Source organism: Pseudomonas sp. M5A4_2d (assembly GCF_053345295.1).
Map to the genome: position 1 here is coordinate 437,639 of NZ_JBKEZW010000001.1, position 24,728 is coordinate 462,366.

A 24,728-nucleotide genomic window follows, 5' to 3' on the forward strand; every position below is an offset into this window, starting at 1 on the left:
GATGCCCCACGCCGCCCAACTTTCTTCAGCCCCTGCTATCCCGGGGCTCGTTCCGTCCGCAGAGCCGCTTACCCGGCAGGGTCTTGAGCAGGCGTTCTCGCAGTTCAGCCAGATGTCGAGTCAACTGACTGACTCCTACAGCTTGCTGGAAGCCCGGGTATCCGAGCTCAAAGGCGAGCTGGCGGTGGTGAGCGCCCAGCGCATGGAAGAGCTGGCCGAGAAAGAGCGCCTGGCCAACCGTCTGCAAAATCTCCTCGACCTGTTGCCCGGTGGCGTGATCGTCATTGATGAAATGGGCCATGTTCGCGAAGCCAACCCGGCCGCGCGCGACTTGTTGGGCGAACCGCTGGAAGGTGAGCTGTGGCGCCACGTCATCACCCGATGCTTCGCACCGCGTGAGGACGACGGTCACGAAATCTCCCTCAAGGATGGTCGTCGGCTGTCCATCGCCACGCGCTCCCTGGACGCCGAGCCCGGCCAGTTGGTGCTGCTCAACGACTTGACTGAAACCCGTCACCTGCAAGACCAACTGGCGCGCCATGAGCGCTTGTCGTCGTTGGGGCGGATGGTCGCTTCTTTGGCGCATCAGATCCGTACGCCGCTCTCGGCGGCGTTGATCTACGCCAGTCATTTGACTGATGAGCAACTGCCGGCCGCCACCCACCAACGATTTGCCGGCCGCCTCAAGGAGCGCCTGCACGAATTGGAGCACCAGGTGCGCGACATGCTGGTGTTTGCCCGCGGCGAACTACCGCTGACCGACCGCATCACGCCGTCCGAGTTGCTGCAGTCGCTGCAATCGGCGGCAGCTACCCATATCCATGATGTCAATGTGCGCTGGCAGTGCGACAGCCACCTCGGCGAGTTGCTGTGCAATCGCGACACGCTGGTCGGTGCTTTGCTCAACCTGATCGAAAACGCCACCCAGGCCAGCGGCCCCGGTGCACGCCTCAAGGTGCACCTGTACAGCCGCGAGCAAACCTTGCGCCTGTGTATCAGCGACAGCGGCAGTGGCATCGACCCGGTGGTGTTGCAACGCCTGGGCGAACCCTTTTTTACCACCAAGACTAACGGCACTGGCCTCGGCCTGACCGTGGTCAAGGCGGTGGCACGGGCCCATCAGGGAGAATTGCAACTGCATTCCCGGTTGGGGCGTGGCACGTGTGCATTGATGACCTTGCCGCTGTTTTCCAGCGCGGCAAGCGCGGAGTAAAAGGACTATGGCTATCAAGGTTTTATTGGTGGAAGACGATCGCGCCCTGCGTGAAGCATTGGCTGACACGCTGCTGTTGGCGGGCCATGACTACCGGGCGGTCGGTTCTGCCGAGGAGGCCTTGGAGGCTGTTGATCAGGAGTCCTTCAGCCTGGTGGTCAGCGACGTGAACATGCCCGGGATGGACGGCCATCAGTTGCTCGGCCTGCTACGCGCACGCCAGCCGCAACTGCCGGTGTTGTTGATGACCGCCCACGGCGCCGTGGAGCGGGCCGTGGATGCCATGCGCCAGGGCGCGGCGGATTACCTGGTCAAACCGTTTGAGCCCAAAGCCCTGATCGAGCTGGTCGCCCGGCATGCCCTGGGCGTGATCTCGGCTGCCGAAGGCGAAGGCCCGATTGCCTTCGAACCTGCCAGCGCACAGTTGCTGGAATTGGCCGCCCGTGTGGCGCGCAGTGATTCAACCGTGCTGATATCCGGCGAGTCCGGCACCGGTAAAGAGGTGCTGGCACGCTATATCCACCAGCAGTCCGGTCGCGCCAAGCAACCCTTCATCGCTATCAACTGCGCGGCCATCCCCGACAACATGCTCGAAGCCACCTTGTTCGGCCATGAAAAGGGCTCGTTCACCGGCGCCATTGCGGCCCAGGCCGGCAAGTTCGAACAGGCCGACGGCGGCACCATCCTGCTCGACGAAATCTCGGAAATGCCCCTGGGTCTGCAAGCCAAGCTGCTGCGGGTGTTGCAGGAGCGTGAAGTGGAGCGCGTCGGTGCGCGCAAGCCGATCCAGCTGGATATCCGCGTGGTCGCCACCACCAACCGTGACCTGGCGGGCGAAGTGGCAGCGGGGCGCTTTAGGGAAGATTTGTTTTACCGGCTGTCAGTCTTTCCTCTGGCCTGGCGCCCATTGCGTGAGCGCCCGGCGGACATCATCCCGCTGGCCGAACGCCTGCTGAACAACCACGTCAAAAAAATGAAGCACGCCCAGGCACGGCTGTCGGCTGAAGCACAGGCCTGCCTGATCAGCTACCCATGGCCCGGCAACGTGCGGGAACTGGACAACGCGATCCAGCGTGCGTTGATTTTGCAGCAGGGCGGTTTGATCCAGCCCCAAGACTTCTGCCTCGCCATGGGCAGTGGCGCGGCACCCTTGCCGAGCCTTGCGCCGTCGCCTGTGGCGGTTGCCGAAGCCGAGTCCGGCGGTGCGTTGGGTGATGACCTGCGGCGCCGCGAATTCCAGATGATCATCGACACCCTGCGTGCCGAGCGCGGCCGCCGCAAAGAAGCGGCCGAACGTTTGGGCATCAGCCCGCGCACCCTGCGCTACAAGCTGGCGCAGATGCGCGATGCCGGGATGGATGTGGAAGCCTACCTTTTCGCGACCTGACAACCGCGCCTTACAACTAGGCCGACAGGGTTTGTCGCCTTTTCTTACGAATCGCCACGGATCTGGCACCCTTGTTGCTACCACTCTAGTAACCGCTGCGTAGTGTCAAAAAATTGCGGGTCGTCGGAGAGAGAAGGTCATGAGCCAGGGTATTGAGTTCAATCGGTTGATGTTGGATATGCGCTCCATGCAAATGGATGCCATGGCTCAACCGAAATCCGTCGCGCCAGCGCCGGAATTGGGCCAAAGCAGTTTTGCCGACATGCTCGGTCAGGCAATCAACAAAGTCAGTGATACCCAGCAAGCCTCGAACCAGTTGGCGACCGCCTTCGAAATCGGCAAAAGCGGCGTGGACCTCACCGACGTGATGGTCGCCTCGCAAAAAGCCAGTGTTTCCTTCCAGGCCTTGACCCAAGTGCGTAACAAGCTGGTTCAGGCTTATCAAGACATCATGCAGATGCCGGTTTAAGGACGAGATTTAAGTCATGGCAGAAGCAGTCGTGGACAACGTACCCGCCAAGACAGACGGCAAGCCGCCGCTGTTTGGTTTGTCGTTCCTGGAAAACCTCTCCGAGATGACCATGTTGCGTCAGGTGGGCCTGATGGTCGGCCTGGCTGCCAGCGTGGCGATTGGTTTTGCCGTGGTGCTGTGGTCGCAGCAACCTGATTACCGCCCGCTGTACGGCAGCCTGGCCGGCATGGATTCCAAGCAGATCATGGAAACCCTGGCCGCCGCCGACATCGCCTACACCGTAGAACCCAACTCCGGTGCCTTGCTGGTCAAGGCCGACGACGTCGCCCGTGCACGCATGAAGCTGGCCGCCGCCGGCGTGACACCGTCCGACAGCAATATCGGTTTTGAAATCCTCGACAAGGACCAGGGCCTGGGTACCAGCCAGTTCATGGAAGCCACTCGCTACCGTCGTGGCTTGGAAGGCGAACTGGCGCGCACCATCTCAAGCCTCAATAACGTCAAAGGCGCCCGCGTGCACCTGGCGATTCCGAAGAGTTCGGTGTTTGTGCGTGATGAACGCAAGCCGAGCGCCTCGGTGCTGGTGGAACTGTTTTCCGGCCGCTCCCTGGAGCCTGGCCAGGTTCTGGCGATCATCAATCTGGTGGCCACCAGCGTTCCTGAATTGAGCAAATCGCAAATTACCGTGGTCGACCAGAAGGGCAACCTGCTGTCGGACATGGCGGAAAATTCCGCGCTGTCCCAGGCCGGCAAGCAGTTCGACTACAGCCGCCGCATGGAAAGCATGCTCACCCAGCGCGTGCATAACATTCTGCAGCCGGTGCTGGGCAACGACCGCTACAAGGCTGAAGTGTCTGCCGACGTGGACTTCAGCGCGGTCGAATCGACCTCTGAACAGTTCAACCCGGACCAGCCGGCCCTGCGCAGCGAGCAGTCCACCAGCGAACAACGCACCGCCAGCAATGGCCCGCAAGGCGTGCCGGGTGCCCTGAGCAACCAGCCACCGGCGCCTGCCTCGGCGCCGCAAACCACCGGTGGCGCCGCTGCGACCGCCGGTGCGATCCAGCCTGGCCAGCCATTGTTGGACGCCAACGGTCAGCAGATCATGGACCCGGCCACCGGCCAGCCGATGCTCGCGCCATACCCGGCGGACAAGCGTAACCAGTCGACCAAGAACTTCGAACTCGACCGGTCCATCAGCCACACCAAGCAGCAGCAGGGCAAAATCAATCGCCTGTCGGTGTCGGTGGTGGTCGATGACCAAGTCAAGGTCAACGCCGCTGACGGCGCTGTTACCCGTGCGCCGTGGAGTGCCGACGAACTGGCGCGCTTTACTCGCCTGGTGCAGGACGCGGTAGGTTTCGACGCCAGCCGGGGTGACAGCGTCAGCGTGATCAACATGCCGTTCTCGGTCGAGCGTGGCGAAGTCATCACTGACCCTGCGTTCTACACGCAGCCGTGGTTCTGGGACATCGTCAAGCAAGTGCTGGGTGTGTTGTTCATCCTGGTGCTGGTGTTCGGCGTGCTGCGTCCGGTGCTCAACAACATCACCGGCCACGGCAAGAAGCAGCTTGCTCTTGCAGGAAGCGACGTCGAGTTGGGTGGCATGGGCGGCCTGGACGGCGAACTGGCCAACGACCGCGTCAGCCTGGGCGGCCCGCAAAGTATTCTGTTGCCAAGCCCGAGCGAAGGCTATGACGCTCAGCTGAATGCAATCAAGAGTCTGGTAGCAGAAGACCCGGGCCGTGTGGCTCAGGTCGTGAAAGAGTGGATTAACGCAGATGAATGATCGAGCCGCTGTTGCCAAGCTCACCAAAGTCGATAAAGCCGCAGTCCTGCTGCTGTCCTTGGGTGAGACCGACGCCGCACAAGTGCTGCGCCACATGGGCCCCAAAGAGGTTCAGCGCGTGGGCGTGGCCATGGCGCAGATGCGCAATGTGCACCGTGAGCAAGTCGAGCAGGTGATGAGCGAGTTCGTCGAGATTGTCGGCGACCAGACCAGCCTGGGCGTCGGTTCCGACAGCTATATCCGCAAGATGCTCACCTCGGCCCTGGGCGAAGACAAGGCCAACGGCCTGATCGACCGCATCCTGCTGGGCGGCAACACCAGTGGCCTCGACAGCCTGAAATGGATGGAGCCGCGCGCCGTGGCTGATGTGATCCGCTACGAGCACCCGCAGATCCAGGCCATCGTGGTGGCCTACCTCGACCCGGACCAGGCCGGTGAAGTGCTCGGCCACTTCGACCATAAAGTGCGCCTGGACATCATCCTGCGCGTGTCGTCGCTGAACACCGTGCAGCCGGCCGCGCTGAAAGAACTCAACACGATTCTCGAGAAGCAGTTCTCGGGCAACTCGAATGCCTCGCGTACCACCCTGGGCGGCATCAAGCGTGCGGCCGACATCATGAACTTCCTCGACAGCTCGGTCGAAGGCCAGTTGATGGACTCGATCCGCGAGATCGACGACACCCTGTCCGGCCAGATCGAAGACCTCATGTTCGTGTTCAACAACCTCTCCGATGTCGACGACCGTGGCATCCAGGCGTTGCTGCGTGAGGTCTCGTCCGACGTTTTGGTACTGGCCCTCAAGGGCTCGGACGAAGGTGTCAAAGAGAAGATCTTCAAGAACATGTCCAAGCGCGCGTCCGAACTGTTGCGCGACGACCTGGAAGCCAAAGGCCCGGTCCGCGTCAGCGACGTGGAAACCGCCCAGAAGGAAATCCTCACCATTGCCCGCCGTATGGCCGAAGCCGGAGAAATCGTTCTCGGCGGGAAGGGCGGCGAAGAAATGATCTAAGGCGCTTCCCATGTCGAACAAAGATGAGACGCCCAGCGATCTGATTCGCGCGCGGGATGTCGGCGGGTTCGACATCTGGTCGTTGCCCAGTTTCGACCCGCATGTGCCCGTGCCGGAACCAGAGCTGGTCGAAGAACCGCCTGCGCAAATGGAAGAAGTGCCGCTGGATGAAGTCCAGCCACTGACCCTTGAAGAATTGGAAGCCATCCGCCAGGAGGCCTACAACGAAGGTTTTGCAGCGGGTGAAAAAGACGGTTTTCGCAGCACCACGCTCAAGGTGCGCCAGGAAGCCGAAGAGGCCTTGAGCGTCAAGCTGGCCAGTCTGGAACGCTTGATGGGCAGCCTGTTCGACCCAATCGCCGAACAGGATTCGCAACTGGAAAAATCCATGGTCGGCCTGGTTGAGCACATCGCTCGCCAGGTGATCCAGCGCGAGCTGGTGCTCGAGTCCAGCCAAATCGAAAGCGTGATGCGCGAAGCTCTCAAGCTGCTGCCCTTGGGTGTTGGCAATGTGCGGTTGTACATCAATCCCCAGGATTTCGAACAGGTCAAAGCCCTGCGCGAGCGCCATGAAGAAACCTGGCGCATTGTCGAGGACGCGGCGTTGCAGCCCGGTGGTTGCCGCGTCGAGACCGAACACAGCCGCATCGATGCCACGGTGGAAACCCGTATCAGCCAGATCATGGCCAAGCTCTTCGATCAACTCCATGAACAGGTCTTGCACCCGGCCGAGCCAGACTTGAGCGTGGACCTGGACGCCCCCGATGCGCCTTGATCGCACCAGTTTCGCCAAGCGCCTGGGCGGCTACGCCGAGGCCACCGAGTTGCCTGGCCATCCCATTCTTGAAGGGCGCCTGCTGCGCATGGTCGGCCTGACCCTCGAAGCCGAAGGCCTGCGCGCCGCCATGGGCAGCCGCTGCCTGGTGATCAACGACGACAGCTACCACCCGGTGCAGGTCGAAGCCGAAGTGATGGGCTTTTCCGGCAGCAAGATTTTCCTGATGCCGGTCGGCAGCCTGGCGGGCATCGCCCCCGGCGCCCGCGTGGTGCCGCTGGCCGATACCGGCCGCCTGCCGATGGGCATGAGCATGCTCGGCCGAGTGTTGGACGGCGCCGGTCGCGCGCTGGACGGCAAGGGCGGCATGAAGGCCGAAGACTGGGTGCCGATGGACGGCCCGACCATTAACCCGCTCAATCGCAACCCGATCAGCGTGCCGCTGGACGTGGGTATTCGCAGCATCAACGGTTTATTGACGGTCGGTCGCGGCCAGCGTCTGGGCCTGTTTGCCGGTACTGGCGTGGGTAAGTCCGTGCTGCTCGGCATGATGACGCGCTTTACCGAGGCCGACATCATCGTGGTCGGGCTGATCGGTGAGCGGGGCCGTGAAGTAAAGGAATTCATCGAGCACAGCCTCGGTGAAGAAGGCCTCAAGCGCTCGGTGGTGGTGGCGTCCCCCGCGGACGATGCCCCGCTGATGCGCTTGCGCGCTGCGATGTACTGCACACGCATCGCCGAATATTTTCGCGACAAGGGCAAGAATGTTCTGTTGCTGATGGACTCGCTCACGCGTTTCGCCCAGGCCCAGCGTGAAATCGCCCTGGCCATCGGCGAACCGCCTGCCACCAAAGGCTACCCGCCGTCGGTGTTTGCCAAGCTGCCCAAGCTGGTGGAACGCGCCGGTAATGCCGAGGCCGGGGGCGGCTCGATAACGGCGTTCTACACCGTGTTGTCCGAAGGCGATGACCAGCAGGACCCGATTGCCGACTCGGCGCGGGGCGTGCTCGACGGGCACATCGTGCTGTCGCGGCGGCTGGCGGAGGAGGGGCACTATCCGGCCATCGATATCGAAGCGTCGATCAGCCGGGTGATGCCGGCCGTGGTCACGCCGGAGCACATGGCCCGCGCGCAACATTTCAAACAGCTGTGGTCGCGTTATCAGCAGAGCCGCGACCTGATCAGCGTCGGCGCCTACGTGGCCGGTGGCGATCGCGAAACCGACCTGGCGATTGCCCTGCAACCGCAACTGGTGACCTACCTGCGCCAGGGCCTCAACGACAAGATCAGCATGGGTGAAAGCGAAGCGCACCTGGGCTCAATCTTCGCCCCGGCGCCAGGCGGCTAAGCCATGGCCAGTACCCGTTCGTCGCGCCTCGCGCCGGTGGTGGACATGGCTGAAAAAGCCGAAAAAGCCGCTGTCCAGCGCCTGGGTTACTTCCAGGGCCAGGTACGCCTGGCGGAAAGCAAGCTGGGCGACCTGGAGCGCTTTCGTGGCGAATACCAGCAGCAGTGGATCGACCGCGGCAGCAAGGGCGTGTCCGGCCAGTGGCTGATGGGCTACCAGGGCTTTCTCAACCAGCTGGAAACCGCCGTCGGCCAGCAGCGCCAGAGCCTGGCCTGGCACCAGAACAACCTCGATAAAGCCCGCGAGAGCTGGCAGGCGGCATTTGCCCGTGTGGAAGGTTTGCGCAAGCTGGTGCAGCGCTATATCGACGAAGCGCGGGCGATTGAAGACAAACGCGAGCAAAAGTTGCTCGATGAGCTATCACAACGTCTTCCCCGTCAATCGCCGTACTAACGGCCACCACCGTCCCACTGTGGGAGCCGGCTTGTGTGGGAGCCGGGCTTGCCCGCGATGCAGGCGATGAGGTGTACCAGTGACACTGCGGTGATGCTATCGCAGGCAAGCCAGCTCCCACACAAGCCAGCTCCCACATTGAGTACTCGATGTTGCTCACTTCTGGTTCACCTGCTAAACCTTGTTGCACATAGCCAATGACAAGGAAGCAGTCGCATGTCAGTTGAGTCAGAAGTATCCCTGGATGGGACGAAGTTGACGATTACAGTCAAGGGCCGATTCGATTTCGGTAGCCACCAGAAATTTCGCGAGTCGTATGAGCGCTTCTACAAGGTGCCCGAGGTCTATGTGGTGGACTTGAAAGACACCACCTACATGGACAGCTCGGCCCTGGGCATGCTGCTGCTGTTACGTGACCATGCCGGTGGCGATACTGCCGAGGTGCAGGTGGTCAACAGCAACTCCGATGTGCGCAAGATCCTCGGTATCTCCAACTTCGACAAACTGTTCGACATCAGTTGAGCAGCCTGGCCCCCGTCCTTGAACCGCTGACGATCCTGATCGCCGAAGACAGTGCCGCCGATCTGCTGTTGCTGTCGACCATCATCCGGCGTCAGGGCCATCAGGTGCTGACGGCGACTGACGGCGCGCAAGCCGTCGACGTGTTTACCCGCGAGCGCCCGCAGCTGGTGTTGATGGATGCACTGATGCCGGTGATGGACGGCTTCGAAGCGGCGCGCCGAATCAAACAGCTGGCGGGGGAGGCGCTGGTGCCCATCATCTTTCTCACCTCCTTGCGTGAGAGTGAAGCCCTGGCCCGGTGCCTGGACGCCGGGGGGGATGATTTCCTGCCCAAGCCTTACAACCCACTGATCCTGGCAGCCAAGATCAATGCCATGGACCGTCTGCGCCGCCTGCAGGCCACGGTCCTGCGCCAGCGTGACCTGATCGCCAGGCACCACGATTACCTGCTGCATGAGCAGCGGGCGGCCAAGGCGGTGTTCGATAAGGTGGCGCACTCCGGCTGTATCAACGCGGCGCCGAATATTCGCTACCTGCAATCGCCCTATGCGCTGTTCAACGGCGACCTGCTGTTGGCGGCGTATACCCCGTCGGGTGACATGCACGTGCTGCTCGGCGATTTCACCGGCCATGGTCTGCCCGCAGCCGTCGGCGCCATGCCCCTGGCGGAAGTGTTCTACGGCATGACGGCCAAGGGGTACGGCCTGGCGCAAACCCTGCGGGAGATGAATGCCAAGCTCAAGCGTATTCTGCCGGTGGACATGTTCTGTTGCGCCACACTGATCTGCCTGAGTGCCCAGCGGCGCGTGGTGGAGGTGTGGAACGGCGGCATGCCCGAAGGCTATGTGCATGAGGTCGCCACGGGCAAGCGCACGCCGTTGGTGTCGCGGCATCTGCCGTTGGGCGTGCTGTCGGCCGAGGCGTTTGATGACAGCACGGAAGTCTGGCCCATGGTCCTGGGCGACCGGGTATTCTTACTTTCCGATGGCGTGCTGGACACCGCCGACGCCAATGACCAACTGTTCGGTGCCGAGCGCTTGCAGCAGGTGTTCGCCACCAACCGCAAGCCTGACCGCCTGTTTGAAGATATCGAACAGGCCCTGGCGGCATTTCGGGGTCAGGCGCGGGATGACGTCAGCATGGTCGAGATCACCTTGCAGGCCGGCCAGCCGCTGCGTGCGGCGGAGCCCATGTATGCCGACAGCGGCCAGTCGAGCCCGCTGGACTGGTCGGTGAGTTTCGAATTTCGCGCGCAGACCCTTAAAAGCTACAACCCGCTGCCGTATTTGCTGCAATTGCTGCTGGAGATCCATGGCCTGCGCGAGCAGAGCGGGGCGCTCTACAGTGTGATGGCCGAGCTGTATTCCAACGCGCTGGAGCATGGCGTGCTGGGGCTGGATTCGCGACTCAAGCGTGATGCAAGGGGCTTTGCCGAGTATTACCACCTGCGCAATGAGCGCCTCGTGCAATTGAACAGTGGTTATGTGCGTGTGCACGTGCTGGTGGTGCCGACCCCCATGGGTGGCAAAATGACGCTGCGCATCGACGACAGCGGCCCCGGGTTTGACGTGGAGCAGGTGCTGGCGCGCCCGCTGGATGTCGACCGTCTGTCTGGCCGCGGTTTGAGTCTGGTGCGCCAACTGAGCAGCGATGTACGCTGGTCGGATGGCGGGCGCAGTGTCTGCGTGGAGTTTTGCTGGGGGGCTCTGGCATAATCCGCCGATTCTTGATCAAGGAGCGAACAAGTGCTTGAGATTCATTTGGACCCTGATGTGTTGTCGGGTTTGCAAGAGGTTATGGAGAGCGAGTACCCCAAGCTGCTCGATACCTTTCTTGACGATTCGCAAAAGCGTGTCGAGGCGTTGCGCAAGGCGCGTGATGATGCCAAGGCGCTGGGGCGGATTGCGCATAGCTTCAAGGGCAGTAGCGGCAATCTGGGCGCGGTGCGGTTGGCAGAGCTTTGCCGCCGGCTGGAAGACGGCTCTGCCGAACCCTTTCGCGTGGACCTCGGTGAACTGATCGATGAGATTGACCAGGAGTTCGCTCTGGTCCGGCCGTTGTACGAGCATGAGCGCCAGCGGTTTCAGCTTTGACTGAAGGGCCTCGGAAACGTGGCCCGACTCTTGCTATATCACCTCTGACTGCATCCCCGACCCTCAATGCAGTGGAGACCTTTACCTATGCCAGTTGCCCCGAATTCGCTCCTTCAGGCTGCCCCAGTGGCCAAGCCTCAAGCGCCTGCCGCCGCACCCCCGGTGGTGGCTGCGGACCCACGGGACAAGGGCCCTGGCTTCGCTCAAGTGTTTGCCAATCAAGGTGCGAAACCGACGGCGAAGATCGACGTCGCGCCGGCCAAACCCACGCGCGACAAGTCTTCCGACACCAGCACCAAGCCTATGACCGGTAACGATAAGCCTGCCGTCAGTTCGCCAGCCGTTGCCGATAGCGGCAATCCCTTGCCTGCCAAGCCGGCCGCCACGTCCGACGCCAGCACCAGTACCGACACCAGCAGCAAAGACGACAAACCCACCGACCCGTCCGTGGCGCAGCAACCCCCGGTTGATCCTGTCGTTGATCCGGCATTGATTGCCACGGTCACGCCGGTTGTCGTGCCTGTCCCCGTGGAAACACCGACGCCTGTGGCCGCCAAGGACGACAATGCCCAGCCTGTCGTCGCGGCACCGGTTGCGGCCACGGATGAGGCCAAGCAACCCGCGTTCGACCCTGCAGCCGACCCGCTGGATTCGATGCCGGCCGTGCGCCTGGCGATGGAGCAGGGCGGTCACGTCTCGGCCAGCAGCCAGACACCGCAGAAAACCGCCCCGACGACTCAGGACCCACTGACCTCCGCGCAGAATTTTGCCGCCGGTCTGGCAAATATGGTTGACCAGCAAGCCACCAAGGACAGCACTGACCAAGGCGGCGACAAAGCCTTCAGCGGGCTGATCGAAGGGGGGCTCAAGGATTTGAAAGACGCCAGCAGTGACACCCGTGTCGATGACTTCGCCAGCCGTCTGGCCGCGTTGACCCAGGCTGCCACGCCGAAAACGGCGAATGCCTTGCCGCCGGTCGCGAATGCGCCACTGGCCATGCACCAGAGCGGCTGGACCGACGAAGTGGTCAACCGCGTAATGTATTTGTCCAGCGCCAACCTCAAGTCGGCAGAGATCCAATTGCAGCCGGCTGAGCTGGGGCGCCTGGATATCAAGGTCAACATGACGGCGGACCAGCAGGCCCAGGTTACGTTCATGAGTGGTCATGCCGTGGTGCGCGAAGCGCTGGAAAGCCAGTCCGGGCGTTTGCGCGAAATGTTTGCCCAGCAGGGCATGGGGCAGGTGGACGTTAACGTCTCCGATCAGTCCCGTGGTTGGCAGGGGCAAGGGCAGGAGCAACAGCAGCAGAACCAGGCTCGCGGCGTGAGTGGCAGCGGTGGGCGGAGTGAGGGTGGTGACGCGGGTGAGCATGCTGAAGTGGCTGCGGCAGTCGCGCCAGTGACCCAGACCATCGTCGGCTCCAGTGCCGTTGATTACTACGCCTGATTCCAGCCCAGCGCAGCTCTAAAGGTGGGAGCGGGCTTGCTCGCGAAAGCGCAATGTCAGTCAAAGGATTCATCGACTGACCCACCGCATTCGCGAGCAAGCCCGCTCCCACAGGGACCTGTGGTGTTGCATCTATCCCCGATCATCTGACAACTCTGGCATAACACTTGCTCTTGCCTTTCCGTAGATCTATGAATTCCCGAATAGTGACGGATTATTGGCATGGCGAAGAGCGACGACGCAGCAACACCCCCCGCAAGCAAGGGCAAGCTCAAGCTTATCCTGCTGATTGTGCTGGGCCTGCTCCTGGCCATCGGCGCTTCGGTGGGCGGTACCTGGTACATCATGCACAGCAGTGCAAGCAAACCGGCCCCCGCCGCCGAAACCGCCAGTAACGCCAAACAACCGGCAATCTTCGAGCCGATGCTTCCGGCCTTTGTCGCCAACTTCAACCAGAACGGCCGTCAACGCTACCTTCAGGTGAGTATCACCTTGCTGGCGCGTAACCAGGCGGACCTGGATGCTCTCAAGGTGCACATGCCGGTTATCCGCAACAACCTGGTGATGCTGTTCTCCGGGCAGAGCTTCGAAAGCCTGGCCACGCCGGTCGGCCAGGAAATGCTGCGCCAGAAGGTCACTGCCAGTGTGCAGGAAGTGGCCCAGAAAGAGCTTGGCAAAGTCGTGGTCGAGCAGGCGCTCTTCACTAACTTCGTATTGCAGTAGGATCACGAGATGGCCGTGCAAGACCTGCTGTCCCAGGATGAAATTGACGCGCTGTTGCATGGCGTCGACGATGGTCTGGTACAGACCGAACTGGCTGCCGAGCCCGGCAGCGTCAAAAGTTATGACCTCACCACCCAGGATCGCATCGTCCGTGGACGCATGCCGACGCTGGAAATGATCAACGAGCGCTTCGCCCGGTACACCCGTATCAGCATGTTCAACATGCTGCGCCGTTCGGCGGACGTGGCGGTGGGCGGTGTGCAGGTGATGAAGTTCGGCGAGTACGTACACTCGCTGTACGTGCCCACCAGCCTCAACCTGGTCAAGATCAAGCCGTTGCGCGGTACCGCACTGTTCATCCTCGACGCCAAACTGGTGTTCAAACTGGTGGACAACTTCTTCGGCGGCGACGGCCGTCACGCGAAGATTGAAGGCCGTGAATTCACCCCGACCGAATTGCGCGTGGTGCGCATGGTGCTGGAGCAAGCCTTCATCGACTTGAAGGAAGCCTGGCAGGCGATCATGGAAGTCAATTTCGAGTACATCAACTCGGAAGTGAACCCGGCCATGGCCAACATCGTCGGCCCCAGCGAAGCGATTGTGGTGTCCACCTTCCACATCGAACTCGATGGCGGTGGCGGCGACCTGCACGTGACCATGCCGTACTCGATGATCGAGCCGGTGCGCGAGATGCTCGACGCCGGTTTCCAGTCCGACCTGGACGACCAGGATGAGCGTTGGGTCAAGGCGCTGCGCGAAGACCTGCTCGACGTCGACGTACCTTTGAGCGCCACCGTGGCCCGTCGCCAGCTGCGTTTGCGCGATATTTTGCACATGCAGCCGGGGGACGTGATTCCGGTGGAATTGCCGGAAGAACTGATCATGCGCGCCAATGGCGTGCCATCGTTCAAGGTCAAGCTCGGCTCCCACAAGGGCAACCTGGCGTTGCAAGTGATCGAACCGATCAACCGTCGCTGATCCGCCCCTATTTTTTGATGAATGTTTGCTCCGCCGAGGACATGTAATGGCTACCGAACACGAAAACACTTCCGCCGAAGACCAGGCCCTGGCTGACGAGTGGGCTGCGGCCCTGGAAGAAACCGGCGATGTTGGCCAGGACGATATCGACGCGCTGCTGGCCGCCGACGCCGCCAGTGCGCCGGCCGGCAACCGCCTGCCGATGGAAGAATTTGGCAGTGTGCCGAAGAACAACGACCCGGTGACCCTCGACGGCCCGAACCTGGATGTGATCCTCGACATTCCGGTGTCTATTTCCATGGAAGTCGGCAGCACCGAAATCAACATTCGTAACCTGCTGCAACTCAACCAGGGCTCGGTGATCGAGCTTGATCGCCTGGCCGGTGAGCCACTGGACGTGCTGGTCAACGGCACGCTGATCGCCCATGGCGAGGTGGTGGTGGTCAACGAGAAGTTCGGCATCCGCCTGACGGACGTGATCAGCCCGAGCGAACGCATCAAGAAGTTGCGCTGATATGAAGTATTCGATGGCGGGACTGTTTCTGGCGCTGCCATTGAGCGCCCTGGCGGCTGAGCCGGTCGCGCAAGCGGCGGCTGCGGCGCCCGTAGTCAGCAGTGGCATCGGCGGGCAATTGACCCAGTTGGTGCTCGGTCTGTTGCTGGTGGTGGGGTTGATCTTTGTATTGGCCTGGTTGATGCGCCGCGTGCAGCGCATCGGCCCGGGCAATGGCCAGGTGATCGAGATGATCGGTTCGCGTGCTCTCGGCCCGCGTGACCGTCTGGTGCTGGTGCAAGTCGGCGAGGAGCAGATTCTGCTCGGCATCACGCCTGGCCGCATCACCCCGCTGCACGTGCTCAAGTCGCCGGTCGAAGTGGCCAGGACCGAGGCCGCCACGCCAGAATTCGCCCAGCGCCTGATGGAGTTGCTGGGCAAGGATCAGAAGGATAAGAAGTAATGCGCGTTTTATTGACGCTCATGCTGTTGCTGGCGGCGCCGTTGGCGTTGGCGGCCGACCCGTTGTCGATCCCGGCGATCACGCTGGGCACCAACGCTGCCGGCGCCCAGGAATATTCGGTCAGCCTGCAGATCCTGCTGATCATGACCGCGCTGAGTTTTATCCCGGCGTTTGTCATGCTGATGACCAGCTTCACGCGGATCATCATCGTCTTCTCGATTTTGCGTCAGGCCCTGGGCCTGCAACAGACGCCGTCGAACCAGATTCTCACCGGCATGGCGCTGTTTTTGACGCTGTTCATCATGGCGCCGGTGTTCGACAAGGTGAACCAGCAAGCGCTGCAACCGTATCTTGCGGAAAAACTCACGGCTCAGGACGCGATCGACAAGGCCCAGGGCCCGATCAAGGACTTCATGCTGTCGCAAACCCGCTCCAGCGACCTTGAGCTGTTCATGCGTTTGTCCAAGCGCACCGACATCGCCACCCCGGATCAGGCGCCGCTGACCATCCTGGTGCCGGCGTTCGTCACCTCCGAGTTGAAGACCGCGTTCCAGATCGGCTTCATGATTTTCATCCCGTTCCTGATCATCGACCTGGTGGTGGCGAGCGTGCTGATGGCCATGGGTATGATGATGCTGTCGCCGCTGATTATCTCGTTACCGTTCAAGATCATGCTGTTTGTGCTGGTGGATGGCTGGGCGCTGATTATCGGCACGCTGGCCAGCAGTTTCGGCGGAGTGTAGGCCAATGACCCCAGAAGTCGCCGTCGACCTGTTTCGTGAAGCGTTGTGGCTGACCACCATGATGGTCGCCGTGCTGGTGGTGCCGAGCCTGTTGGTCGGCCTGCTGGTGGCCATGTTCCAGGCCGCGACGCAGATCAACGAACAAACCTTGAGCTTCCTCCCGCGTTTGCTGGTGATGCTGATCACCCTGATTGTCGCCGGCCCGTGGCTGGTGCAAACCTTCATGGAATACATCCTGCAGTTGTACGGCAGTATTCCGCAGTTGATCGGCTGACCCCATGCAATCTGTGCTGGCATTGACCGACACCCAGATCAGCACGTGGGTGGCGTCTTTCATCTTGCCGATGTTCCGCGTCACAGCGGTGCTGATGACCATGCCGGTGTTCGGCACTACCCTGGTTCCGCGGCGTATCCGTTTGTATTTCGCCTTCGCCATCACCGTGGTGATCGTGCCCGGGCTGCCGCCGATGCCGCCGGTGAATGCCCTGGACCTCAGTGCATTGCTGCTGATTGCCGAGCAGATCCTGATCGGCGCGCTGCTGGGCTTCTCGCTCACGTTGTTCTTCCAGGCGTTTGTGATTGCCGGGCAAATCATCTCGATCCAGATGGGCATGGGCTTCGCTTCCATGGTCGACCCCACCAACGGCGTGTCGGTGGCGGTGATCGGGCAGTTCCTGACCATGCTGGTGACGTTGCTGTTCCTGGCCATGAACGGCCACCTGGTGGTGTTCGAGGTCATGACCGAAAGTTTCACCACCCTGCCGGTGGGCTCGGGGTTGGTGGTCAGTCACTTCTGGGAACTGGTGGGGCGCCTCAGTTGGGTGTTGGGCGCTTCGTTGTTGCTGGTATTGCCGGCAATCACCGCCTTGCTGGTGGTCAACATCGCCTTTGGCGTGATGACCCGCGCGGCGCCGCAACTGAACATCTTCTCGATTGGTTTCCCGTTGACCCTGGTGTTGGGCATGGGGATTTTCTGGATCGGCATGGCCGACATTCTCAATCAGTATCAACCGCTGGCGACCGACGCCTTGCAGTTCCTACGTGACCTGGCACGAGCGCGCTGAGCCATGGCCGAGAGCGAGAGTGGTCAGGACAAAACAGAAGACCCCACGGAGAAACGCAAAAAGGACTCCAGGGAAAAGGGCGAGATTGCCCGCTCCAAAGAGCTCAATACCCTCGCCGTGATGCTCGCCGGTTCCGGCGGCCTGTTGATTTACGGCGGTGGTTTGGCGTTGGACATGATGGAGTTGATGAAACTCAACTTCTCACTGCCCCGCGAAGTGCTGCTCAGCCCCGGCGCCATGGGCCAATACCTGTTGCACTCGGGCAAAATCGCGATTCTGGCGGTGCAGCCGGTGCTGATCACACTCTTGCTGGCCGCGTTGATCGGGCCGGTGTCCCTCGGCGGCTGGTTGTTTGCCGCCGGCAGCATGGCACCCAAGTTCAGCCGGATGAACCCCGGGCCCGGGCTCAAGCGCATGTTTTCCGCCAAGGCGCTGGTGGAGTTGCTCAAGGCGCTGGCGAAATTCATCCTGATCCTGTTTGTGGCACTGACGGTGTTGTCGTCCGACATCGACGACTTGCTGCGCATTGCCCATGAGCCGCTGGAGTCAGCGATCATTCACAGCGTGCAGGTGGTGGGCTGGAGCGCGCTGTGGATGGCTTGCGGGCTGATCATCATCGCTGCCGTGGATGCGCCGATCCAGCTGTGGGAAAGCCACAAGAAACTGCTGATGACCAAGCAGGAAGTGCGCGACGAGCACAAGGACCAGGAAGGCCGCCCCGAGGTCAAGCAGCGTATTCGTCAGCTGCAGCGCGAAATGTCCCAGCGCAAGATGATGGCGGCGGTGCCCGATGCCGACGTGGTCATCACCAACCCGACGCACTACGCGGTGGCGCTCAAGTACGACCCGGAGAAGGGCGGCGCGCCGATGCTGCTGGCCAAGGGCAGCGACTTTACCGCGCTGAAAATCCGCGAAATTGCCGTGGCCAACGACATCCTCTTGCTGGAGTCGCCGGAGCTGGCGCGGTCGATCTTCTACTCCACCGACCTCGATCAGGAAATCCCTGCGGGGCTGTACCTGGCCGTGGCGCAGGTGTTGGCTTATGTCTATCAAATCCGCCAATACCGCGCGGGCAAGGGCAAGCGGCCTGATCCGCTCAAAGACCTGCCGATTCCGCCGGATTTGCGCCGCGATTCCTGATACTGGGCTGGTGGTGAGCTGCTTCCTTTGGCGAGCTCGCTTGCCACAATTAAGCCGCGATCCAATCATTACCACTCGTCGCTAATCACCGTCTACCTGTCAACTCTGACAGTAGTCAGCGCCGCCTTCCCGCGGTTCCATGGCACCACACTGCACACAGGTAGTTAAGAGATGCAGAGGGAGCAGTGATGGAAGCGGTAATGGGTACGATCAAATCTTATTGCCGAAAAACCGGGGAAGGCGTGATTGCCCTTGATGACGGTGATGAGCCCGTGCGTGTCGATCTCAAGAGTACGGCCGGAATTTGGCTGGAAAAGGGGCAACGGGTGAAATTTGCGAGGATCCATCGTCCCACGGGTATTTTTGCGACCAACATCAAAATTATCTAGCGACCTCTGTGGCTCATCGACCCGGAGGTCAGGAGAACGGCAATGGCGACAGGTACTGTTAAGTGGTTTAACGACAGTAAGGGGTTTGGTTTTATTTCTCCGGATGATAGCGGCGCTGAAGTCTTCGTTCACTTTACGGCGATTCAGCGTGAGGGGTTCAAGACGCTCACGGAAAACCAAAAGGTGGAGTTCGAGGTTGAGAAAGGCCTGAAAGGGCTCCAGGCTGTGAATGTGCGCGTTGCGTAAAGATTCACTTGATCGTTCCCACCTGCGGGAACGATCTGTTATCTGATGTTCTGCCTAGAATTTGCCGGGTTCTGACTCGGGCGGCGGCCCCATGTCATCCAGCGCTCGCTCAGCCAATAACCGCGATACCTCAATCAACTGCGCAATGCCCAGCGCGCCTTCTCGCCGCGACCCTTCCAGATCAAAGGCGAAGTCGCAGGCCAGCGCGTGGGCGGACTCCAGGGTTTCGGTGAGGTTGACCAGCAGGTCTTCGGTGCTGATGCCGTCGATGACGGTGAAGAGCGCGGTGGGGGAATTTTGTGTGGTTTTGGACATGGCGTCGCTCCTTGGTAAGGAATAAGAGTTCTCCTTGATATTGCGAGCCGCGACGCCCGACCACTGTATTTGCAGCGGTGTACGGAGACTAGAGAGCGGGTTTCCTAGGGGCACCTTAAAACCCTGTCGGAAATTTCCTTGGTGGCGGCGAGTTCATACAGATCCAAATGTGGGAGCGGGCTTGCTCGCGAAGGCGATGTGTCAGTCGGCAATGTACTCGCTGAACCACCGCCGTCGGGAGCAAGCCCCCTCCCACATTTGGATGGATTTACACCCGGTAGGCGTGGTCGCTTGTGCGGTCATCTGAGCCTCAGAGCAAAAGTTGGAAGGCTTCTTGCAATACCGCCTTCAGGACGCCCTCCAGCGTCAAAACTTTGCTTCAAGGAACACGAGGAATACCGGTGGTAGATCGCTCTCAAATGCTCAGCACGGCCCGTGGCACCCTGACTGACCTGTCGCGGGGAAATCTGGGTGTGCCGTTGCTGTTGCTGGTGATGCTGGCAATGATGATGTTGCCGATGCCGCCGTTCCTGCTCGACGTGTTTTTTACCTTCAACATTGCCCTGTCCGTCGTGGTGCTCCTGGTCTGTGTGTATGCCCTGCGGCCGCTGGATTTTGCGGTATTTCCGACCATCCTGCTGATTGCGACCCTGCTGCGCCTGGCGCTGAACGTGGCGTCTACGCGGGTGGTGATGCTTCATGGTCAGGACGGCCACGCCGCCGCCGGTAAGGTGATCCAGGCTTTCGGTGAAGTGGTGATTGGCGGTAACTATGTGGTCGGTATCGTGGTGTTTGCGATCCTGATGATCATCAACTTCGTAGTGGTGACCAAGGGCGCCGGGCGGATTTCCGAGGTGAGCGCGCGGTTTACCCTCGACGCCATGCCCGGCAAACAAATGGCGATTGACGCCGACCTCAACGCCGGCCTGATCGACCAGAACCAAGCCAAGTCCCGCCGCCTGGAAGTGGCCCAGGAAGCCGAGTTCTACGGCTCCATGGACGGTGCCAGCAAATTCGTGCGCGGCGACGCCATCGCCGGCCTGCTGATTCTGTTCATCAACTTGATCGGCGGGATGGCAGTCGGCATCTTCCAGCACGGCATGACCTTCGGCGATGCGGGCAAGGTGTACGCCTTGCTGACCATCGGTGACGGTTTAGTGGCGCAATTGCCATCACTGTTGTTATCTACAGCTGCAGCCATCATGGTGACCCGTGCTTCGGGCTCCGAAGACATGGGCAAGCAGATCAGCCGGCAGATGTTCGCTTCGCCCAAGGCGCTGGCCGTGGCGGCGGGCATCATGGCGATCATGGGCATCGTGCCCGGCATGCCGCATATCTCGTTCTTGAGCATGGCGGCCATGGCGGCCGGCGGTGCTTATCTGTTCTGGCGCAAGCAAAACCTCGTCAAGGTCCAGGCCCAGCAGGAAATCGCCCGCCAGCAGGACTTGCTGCCGTCGCCGGCCCGCGCCCAGGAAACCAAGGAGCTTGGCTGGGATGACGTCACCCCGATCGACATGATCGGCCTGGAAGTCGGCTACCGCCTGATCCCGCTGGTAGACCGCAACCAAGGTGGCCAACTGCTTGCGCGGATCAAGGGTGTGCGCAAGAAGCTGTCCCAGGACCTGGGCTTCCTGATGCCCACCGTGCACATCCGCGACAACCTCGACCTGGCGCCCAGTGCCTACCGCCTGACCCTGATGGGCGTGATCCTCGCCGAAGCGGAGATCTACCCCGACCGCGAACTGGCGATCAACCCCGGCCAGGTATTCGGCACACTCAACGGCATAACCGCCAAAGATCCGGCTTTTGGCCTGGAAGCGGTGTGGATCGAAGTCAGCCAGCGCAGCCAGGCACAGTCTTTGGGTTACACCGTGGTAGACGCCAGCACGGTGGTCGCTACCCACCTTAACCAGATTCTCTACAAGCACTCCCACGAGCTGATCGGCCACGAGGAAGTCCAGCAATTGATGGGGTTGCTGGCCAAAGCCTCGCCAAAATTGGCCGAAGAGCTGGTGCCCGGCGTGCTGTCGCTGTCGCAGTTGCTCAAGGTGCTGCAGGCCTTGCTCGCCGAACAGGTGCCGGTGCGCGACATTCGCAGCATTGCCGAGGCCATCGCGAACAATGCCGCCAAGAGTCAAGATACTGCCGCGCTGGTGGCTGCGGTGCGCGTCGGATTGTCCCGTGCAATCGTGCAAAGCATTGTAGGGGTTGAGTCTGGGCTGCCTGTTATCACCTTGGAGCCAAGGTTGGAACAAATATTGCTCAATAGTATTCAGAAGGCAGGGCAAGGCCAGGAAGAGGGCGTTCTGCTGGAGCCAAGCATGGCTGAGAAGCTGCAGCGTTCGTTGATCGAAGCCGCGCAGCGTCAGGAAATGGCGGGTCACCCGGTGATTCTGCTGGTGGCGGGCCCGGTCCGAGCGATGTTGTCGCGGTTTGGACGTCTGGCAGTGCCGAATTTGCACGTTTTGGCTTATCAGGAAATTCCTGACAACAAGCAAGTGACTATTGTCGCGACAGTAGGGCCCAACGGCTGAGGTAGTGGGATATGCAAGTTAAGCGTTTTTTCGCCGCCGATATGCGTCAGGCCATGAAACTGGTACGTGATGAGCTGGGCGCCGATGCCGCGATTATTGGAAACCGCCGTATTGCCGGCGGTGTCGAGCTGACGGCTGCCCTGGATTACACCCCCTCGGCGCTGGCGCCGCGCGTGCCGAACATGGAACTTGAGGACGAGCTGCGCAAGACCGCTTCGCGCATTGTCTCGGCCCAGGCTGAGCTGAGTATGCGTGGCGACAGCGATTCCACCAGCAGTCGCCAGTTGTTCGCCGGCCTGCCGCTGACCGCCGCCGAACCGCTGGTTGAGCCGACGTTCAAAGAACCGCCGCGTCCTGCAGCGCCAGCCCCGGCTGCCGCAGTCGACCAGCGCGTGTTTGACTCGATGCGTTTTGAACTCAATGGCCTGCGTGAGCTGCTTGAAGTGCAATTGGGCTCGTTGGCGTGGAACCAGCTGCAAGGCAGCAAACCGCACCAGGCCAACCTGTGGCGTCGCCTGCAACGCATCGGCCTGTCCGGCCCGTTGTCCCGCGACCTGTTGGCACTGACTGCTGAAGTCGAAGAGCCTCGCCAGGCCTGGCGCATGTTGCTGGCCCACCTGGCACGCATGATCGTCACCCCGGAAATCGAACCCCTGGAAGAGGGCGGTGTGATCGCCATGGTCGGCCCTGCCGGCATGGGCAAGACCACCACCCTGGCCAAGCTGGCTGCGCGTTATGTGCTCAAGTACGGCGCGCAGAATATCGCGCTGGTGAGCATGGACAGCTACCGTATTGGCGCCCAGGAACAGCTTAAGACCCTGGGCCGCATCCTCAATGTGTCGGTGACCCACGTCGACGCGGGCCAGTCCCTGGCCAACGCGCTCGACCCGTTGCTGCGCAAGCGTGTGGTGCTGATCGACACTGCCGGCCTGCAAGCCAGTGATCCGGCATTGCGCATGCAGCTGGAAAGCCTGGCTGGGCGTGGCATCAAGTCAAAAAATTACCTGGTGCTTGCAACCACCAGCCAGAAACAGGTTCTTACCGCTGCCTACCACAGCTACAAGCGTTGCGGCCTGGCGGGTTGCATTCTGACCAAGCTCGACGAAACGGCGAGCCTGGGTGAAGTGCTGAGCCTGGCCATCAGTCATGAATTACCGGTCGCCTACCTGACCGACGGGCCGCGGATTCCGGATGATTTACATCTGCCGCGCCGTCATCAGTTAGTCAGCCGTGCTGTCAGCGTGCAAATGCAAGAAGAGCCTAGCGAGGAAGCGATGGCCGACATGTTCGCCGACCTTTACCACAACCCGGCAAAGCGGGTGGGTTGAAGGGCAGGATGAACACCGTGAAAAGTATCTACATCGATGGTCTGCAAGCGATTCACGCGGCCAAGCCATGTAGCCTGCGTCTAAGCAAGACAAGGTAAAGAAATAAAATGGGCAGCATGCATCCCGTACAGGTGATCGCGGTGACCGGCGGCAAAGGTGGCGTCGGAAAAACTAACGTGTCAGTGAATTTGTCCCTGGCCCTGGCAGAGCTTGGCCGTCGGGTCATGCTGCTGGATGCTGACCTGGGGCTGGCGAACGTCGACGTTCTGCTGGGGCTGACACCCAAACACACCCTTGCCGATGTGATCGAGGGCCGCTGCGAGCTGCGCGATGTGCTGCTGCAAGGTCCCGGTGGCATTCGTATCGTGCCGGCGGCCTCGGGTACCCAGAGCATGGTGCATCTGAGCCCGGCGCAGCACGCCGGCCTGATCCAGGCGTTCAGTGACATCGGCGACAACCTCGACGTGCTGGTGATCGACACCGCCGCCGGGATCGGCGAGTCCGTGGTCAGCTTCGTGCGCGCTGCCCAGGAAGTGCTGCTGGTGGTCTGCGATGAGCCCACCTCCATCACCGATGCCTACGCCCTGATCAAACTGCTTAACCGTGACTACGGCATGAATCGCTTCCGTGTGCTGGCCAACATGGCCCAAAGCCCGCAGGAAGGGCGAAACCTGTTCGCCAAGTTGACCAAGGTCACGGATCGCTTCCTCGATGTCGCCTTACAATACGTTGGCGCAGTTCCCTATGACGAGTGTGTGCGCAAGGCTGTGCAAAAGCAGCGTGCAGTCTATGAAGCGTTCCCTCGTTCGAAGTGCGCATTGGCGTTCAAGGCTATTGCCCAGAAGGTCGATACTTGGCCGTTGCCCGCCAACCCGCGCGGGCATCTGGAGTTTTTCGTCGAGCGATTGGTGCATCAGACGAGCGCAGGACCGGTGCTATGACAGCCAGCGGCTATAACCTTTACAAAAACTCGGCACGTGACAGCCAAGGCGAATTGATCGAGCGCTATGCGCCCTTGGTCAAGCGCATTGCCTACCACTTGCTGGCACGCCTGCCTGCCAGTGTGCAGGTTGAAGACCTGATCCAGGCCGGCATGATCGGCCTGCTCGAAGTGTCGACCAAATACGACGCGAGCAAAGGCGCGAGTTTCGAGACGTATGCGGGTATCCGTATCCGTGGTGCGATGCTCGATGAAGTGCGTAAAGGGGACTGGGCGCCGCGTTCGGTACACCGCAACACGCGAATGGTCAGTGACGCAATTCGTGCAATTGAAGCAAAAACAGGTCGTGACGCTAAAGATCATGAAGTTGCGGCCGAACTCCAATTGAGTCTCGACGATTACTACGGGATTTTGAACGATACCTTGGGCAGCCGCCTGTTCAGTTTCGACGACCTGTTGCAGGACGGCGAACACGAAGGGCTGCACGAGGACGGCGCGAGTGCACATCTCGAACCGTCGCGCGACCTGGAAGATGAACGCTTCCAGGGGGCGTTGGCGGAGGCGATTGCCAATTTGCCTGAGCGTGAGCGACTGGTGTTGGCGCTGTACTACGACGAAGAGCTGAACCTCAAGGAAATCGGTGAGGTCCTGGGGGTCAGCGAATCGCGTGTCAGCCAGCTGCATAGCCAGTGCGCAGCCCGCTTGCGGGGGCGATTGGGAGAGTGGCGCGCGCGCTGACAGGCAGTGTGGGGATACTGCAGCGCAATTAGGCGAGAGGTGAAAAGTCTTTCGCGGGTTCGTTCCGTGGTACCCCTGGCAGTCCTTTTTGTGTAACGCCTGTTGATTGAAATGGCGCGTCCAGGTG

Annotated in this window: 27 protein-coding genes; 26 read left to right on the top strand and 1 reads right to left on the bottom strand. The window is 61.1% G+C overall.

Annotation, left to right across the window (positions count from 1 at the left end; translation table 11 throughout):
* The first annotated feature begins 1 nt into the window (after position 1).
* The 22 genes from ACLBW8_RS01995 to ACLBW8_RS02100 all read left to right on the top strand — a co-directional run bounded on the left by ACLBW8_RS01995 (position 2) and on the right by ACLBW8_RS02100 (position 18,746).
* Positions 2-1,213 carry a sensor histidine kinase gene (locus ACLBW8_RS01995; protein WP_447805005.1) on the top strand — a complete coding sequence of 404 codons (1,212 nt, stop codon included), beginning with the start codon at positions 2-4 and terminating at the stop codon, positions 1,211-1,213.
* A gap of 7 nt (positions 1,214-1,220) precedes the next feature.
* Complete coding sequence (locus ACLBW8_RS02000) at positions 1,221-2,600, top strand: sigma-54-dependent transcriptional regulator (RefSeq protein ID WP_262665781.1); 1,380 nt, start codon at positions 1,221-1,223, stop codon at positions 2,598-2,600.
* Between the two features lie 139 nt (positions 2,601-2,739).
* Positions 2,740-3,069 (top strand): flagellar hook-basal body complex protein FliE, encoded by a 330-nt coding sequence (gene fliE, locus ACLBW8_RS02005; RefSeq protein WP_016972029.1) that lies wholly within the window; start codon positions 2,740-2,742, stop codon positions 3,067-3,069.
* A gap of 16 nt (positions 3,070-3,085) precedes the next feature.
* Positions 3,086-4,861, top strand: coding sequence for a flagellar basal-body MS-ring/collar protein FliF (fliF, locus tag ACLBW8_RS02010; protein WP_447804443.1), 1,776 nt, complete (start codon positions 3,086-3,088; stop codon positions 4,859-4,861).
* A complete protein-coding gene (gene fliG / locus ACLBW8_RS02015) occupies positions 4,854-5,870 on the top strand; it encodes a flagellar motor switch protein FliG (protein WP_053257308.1) in 1,017 nt (338 codons plus the stop codon). Before fliF ends, fliG begins: the two co-directional genes overlap by 8 nt.
* Before the next feature lie 10 nt (positions 5,871-5,880).
* Positions 5,881-6,645 (top strand): flagellar assembly protein FliH, encoded by a 765-nt coding sequence (gene fliH / locus ACLBW8_RS02020; RefSeq protein ID WP_447804444.1) that lies wholly within the window; start codon positions 5,881-5,883, stop codon positions 6,643-6,645.
* The gene (gene fliI, locus ACLBW8_RS02025) at positions 6,635-7,993 is read left to right on the top strand and encodes a flagellar protein export ATPase FliI (protein WP_128590681.1); all 1,359 of its coding nucleotides are present in this window, start codon (positions 6,635-6,637) and stop codon (positions 7,991-7,993) included. Before fliH ends, fliI begins: the two co-directional genes overlap by 11 nt.
* A 3-nt stretch (positions 7,994-7,996) precedes the next feature.
* Positions 7,997-8,446 carry a flagellar export protein FliJ gene (gene fliJ, locus ACLBW8_RS02030; RefSeq protein ID WP_064453460.1) on the top strand — a complete coding sequence of 150 codons (450 nt, stop codon included), beginning with the start codon at positions 7,997-7,999 and terminating at the stop codon, positions 8,444-8,446.
* A 216-nt stretch (positions 8,447-8,662) separates the two neighbouring features.
* A complete protein-coding gene (locus tag ACLBW8_RS02035) occupies positions 8,663-8,968 on the top strand; it encodes an STAS domain-containing protein (RefSeq protein ID WP_064453459.1) in 306 nt (101 codons plus the stop codon).
* A complete protein-coding gene (locus ACLBW8_RS02040; protein ID WP_447804445.1) occupies positions 8,965-10,683 on the top strand; it encodes a SpoIIE family protein phosphatase in 1,719 nt (572 codons plus the stop codon). The genes ACLBW8_RS02035 and ACLBW8_RS02040 overlap by 4 nt, the downstream gene beginning before the upstream one ends.
* Before the next feature lie 30 nt (positions 10,684-10,713).
* The gene (locus tag ACLBW8_RS02045) at positions 10,714-11,061 is read left to right on the top strand and encodes an Hpt domain-containing protein (protein WP_064453457.1); all 348 of its coding nucleotides are present in this window, start codon (positions 10,714-10,716) and stop codon (positions 11,059-11,061) included.
* 87 nt (positions 11,062-11,148) lie between these two features.
* Entirely contained in the window at positions 11,149-12,507 is a 1,359-nt protein-coding gene (locus tag ACLBW8_RS02050) for a flagellar hook-length control protein FliK (RefSeq protein WP_447804446.1), read from the top strand.
* Between the two features lie 222 nt (positions 12,508-12,729).
* Positions 12,730-13,230, top strand: a complete 501-nt coding sequence (gene fliL, locus ACLBW8_RS02055; protein ID WP_064453455.1) for a flagellar basal body-associated protein FliL — start codon at positions 12,730-12,732, stop codon at positions 13,228-13,230.
* A 9-nt stretch (positions 13,231-13,239) separates the two neighbouring features.
* Positions 13,240-14,208 (top strand): flagellar motor switch protein FliM, encoded by a 969-nt coding sequence (gene fliM, locus ACLBW8_RS02060; RefSeq protein ID WP_064453454.1) that lies wholly within the window; start codon positions 13,240-13,242, stop codon positions 14,206-14,208.
* Positions 14,209-14,254: 46 nt separating this feature from the next.
* A complete protein-coding gene (gene fliN, locus ACLBW8_RS02065; protein WP_064453453.1) occupies positions 14,255-14,722 on the top strand; it encodes a flagellar motor switch protein FliN in 468 nt (155 codons plus the stop codon).
* A 1-nt stretch (position 14,723) separates the two neighbouring features.
* Entirely contained in the window at positions 14,724-15,164 is a 441-nt protein-coding gene (gene fliO / locus ACLBW8_RS02070) for a flagellar biosynthetic protein FliO (protein ID WP_064453452.1), read from the top strand.
* Positions 15,164-15,907 carry a flagellar type III secretion system pore protein FliP gene (gene fliP / locus ACLBW8_RS02075; protein ID WP_017134948.1) on the top strand — a complete coding sequence of 248 codons (744 nt, stop codon included), beginning with the start codon at positions 15,164-15,166 and terminating at the stop codon, positions 15,905-15,907. The genes fliO and fliP overlap by 1 nt, the downstream gene beginning before the upstream one ends.
* A 4-nt stretch (positions 15,908-15,911) precedes the next feature.
* A complete protein-coding gene (fliQ, locus tag ACLBW8_RS02080; protein WP_003214552.1) occupies positions 15,912-16,181 on the top strand; it encodes a flagellar biosynthesis protein FliQ in 270 nt (89 codons plus the stop codon).
* Between the two features lie 4 nt (positions 16,182-16,185).
* The gene (fliR, locus tag ACLBW8_RS02085) at positions 16,186-16,971 is read left to right on the top strand and encodes a flagellar biosynthetic protein FliR (RefSeq protein WP_064453451.1); all 786 of its coding nucleotides are present in this window, start codon (positions 16,186-16,188) and stop codon (positions 16,969-16,971) included.
* Positions 16,972-16,974: 3 nt separating this feature from the next.
* On the top strand, positions 16,975-18,111 hold the full coding sequence (gene flhB, locus ACLBW8_RS02090; protein WP_064453450.1) for a flagellar biosynthesis protein FlhB: 1,137 nt from the start codon (positions 16,975-16,977) through the stop codon (positions 18,109-18,111).
* 188 nt (positions 18,112-18,299) lie between these two features.
* Positions 18,300-18,500 carry a cold-shock protein gene (locus tag ACLBW8_RS02095; protein WP_447804448.1) on the top strand — a complete coding sequence of 67 codons (201 nt, stop codon included), beginning with the start codon at positions 18,300-18,302 and terminating at the stop codon, positions 18,498-18,500.
* Between the two features lie 42 nt (positions 18,501-18,542).
* Positions 18,543-18,746, top strand: a complete 204-nt coding sequence (locus ACLBW8_RS02100) for a cold-shock protein (RefSeq protein ID WP_064453448.1) — start codon at positions 18,543-18,545, stop codon at positions 18,744-18,746.
* 54 nt (positions 18,747-18,800) lie between these two features.
* Here ACLBW8_RS02100 and ACLBW8_RS02105 read toward each other — a convergent pair whose 3' ends face one another.
* On the bottom strand, positions 18,801-19,061 hold the full coding sequence (locus ACLBW8_RS02105) for a DUF6124 family protein (protein ID WP_447804449.1): 261 nt from the start codon (positions 19,059-19,061) through the stop codon (positions 18,801-18,803).
* A gap of 419 nt (positions 19,062-19,480) precedes the next feature.
* Here ACLBW8_RS02105 and flhA point away from each other — a divergent pair, with 419 nt between their 5' ends.
* From flhA to fliA, 4 genes are all read left to right on the top strand, one after another.
* Entirely contained in the window at positions 19,481-21,595 is a 2,115-nt protein-coding gene (gene flhA, locus ACLBW8_RS02110; RefSeq protein WP_447805006.1) for a flagellar biosynthesis protein FlhA, read from the top strand.
* 11 nt (positions 21,596-21,606) lie between these two features.
* Entirely contained in the window at positions 21,607-22,923 is a 1,317-nt protein-coding gene (gene flhF / locus ACLBW8_RS02115; protein WP_064453445.1) for a flagellar biosynthesis protein FlhF, read from the top strand.
* Positions 22,924-23,030: 107 nt separating this feature from the next.
* Positions 23,031-23,864 carry a flagellar synthesis regulator FleN gene (gene fleN / locus ACLBW8_RS02120; RefSeq protein WP_003192912.1) on the top strand — a complete coding sequence of 278 codons (834 nt, stop codon included), beginning with the start codon at positions 23,031-23,033 and terminating at the stop codon, positions 23,862-23,864.
* Positions 23,861-24,601, top strand: a complete 741-nt coding sequence (gene fliA, locus ACLBW8_RS02125) for an RNA polymerase sigma factor FliA (RefSeq protein ID WP_053257288.1) — start codon at positions 23,861-23,863, stop codon at positions 24,599-24,601. The genes fleN and fliA overlap by 4 nt, the downstream gene beginning before the upstream one ends.
* The last annotated feature ends 127 nt before the right edge of the window (positions 24,602-24,728 follow it).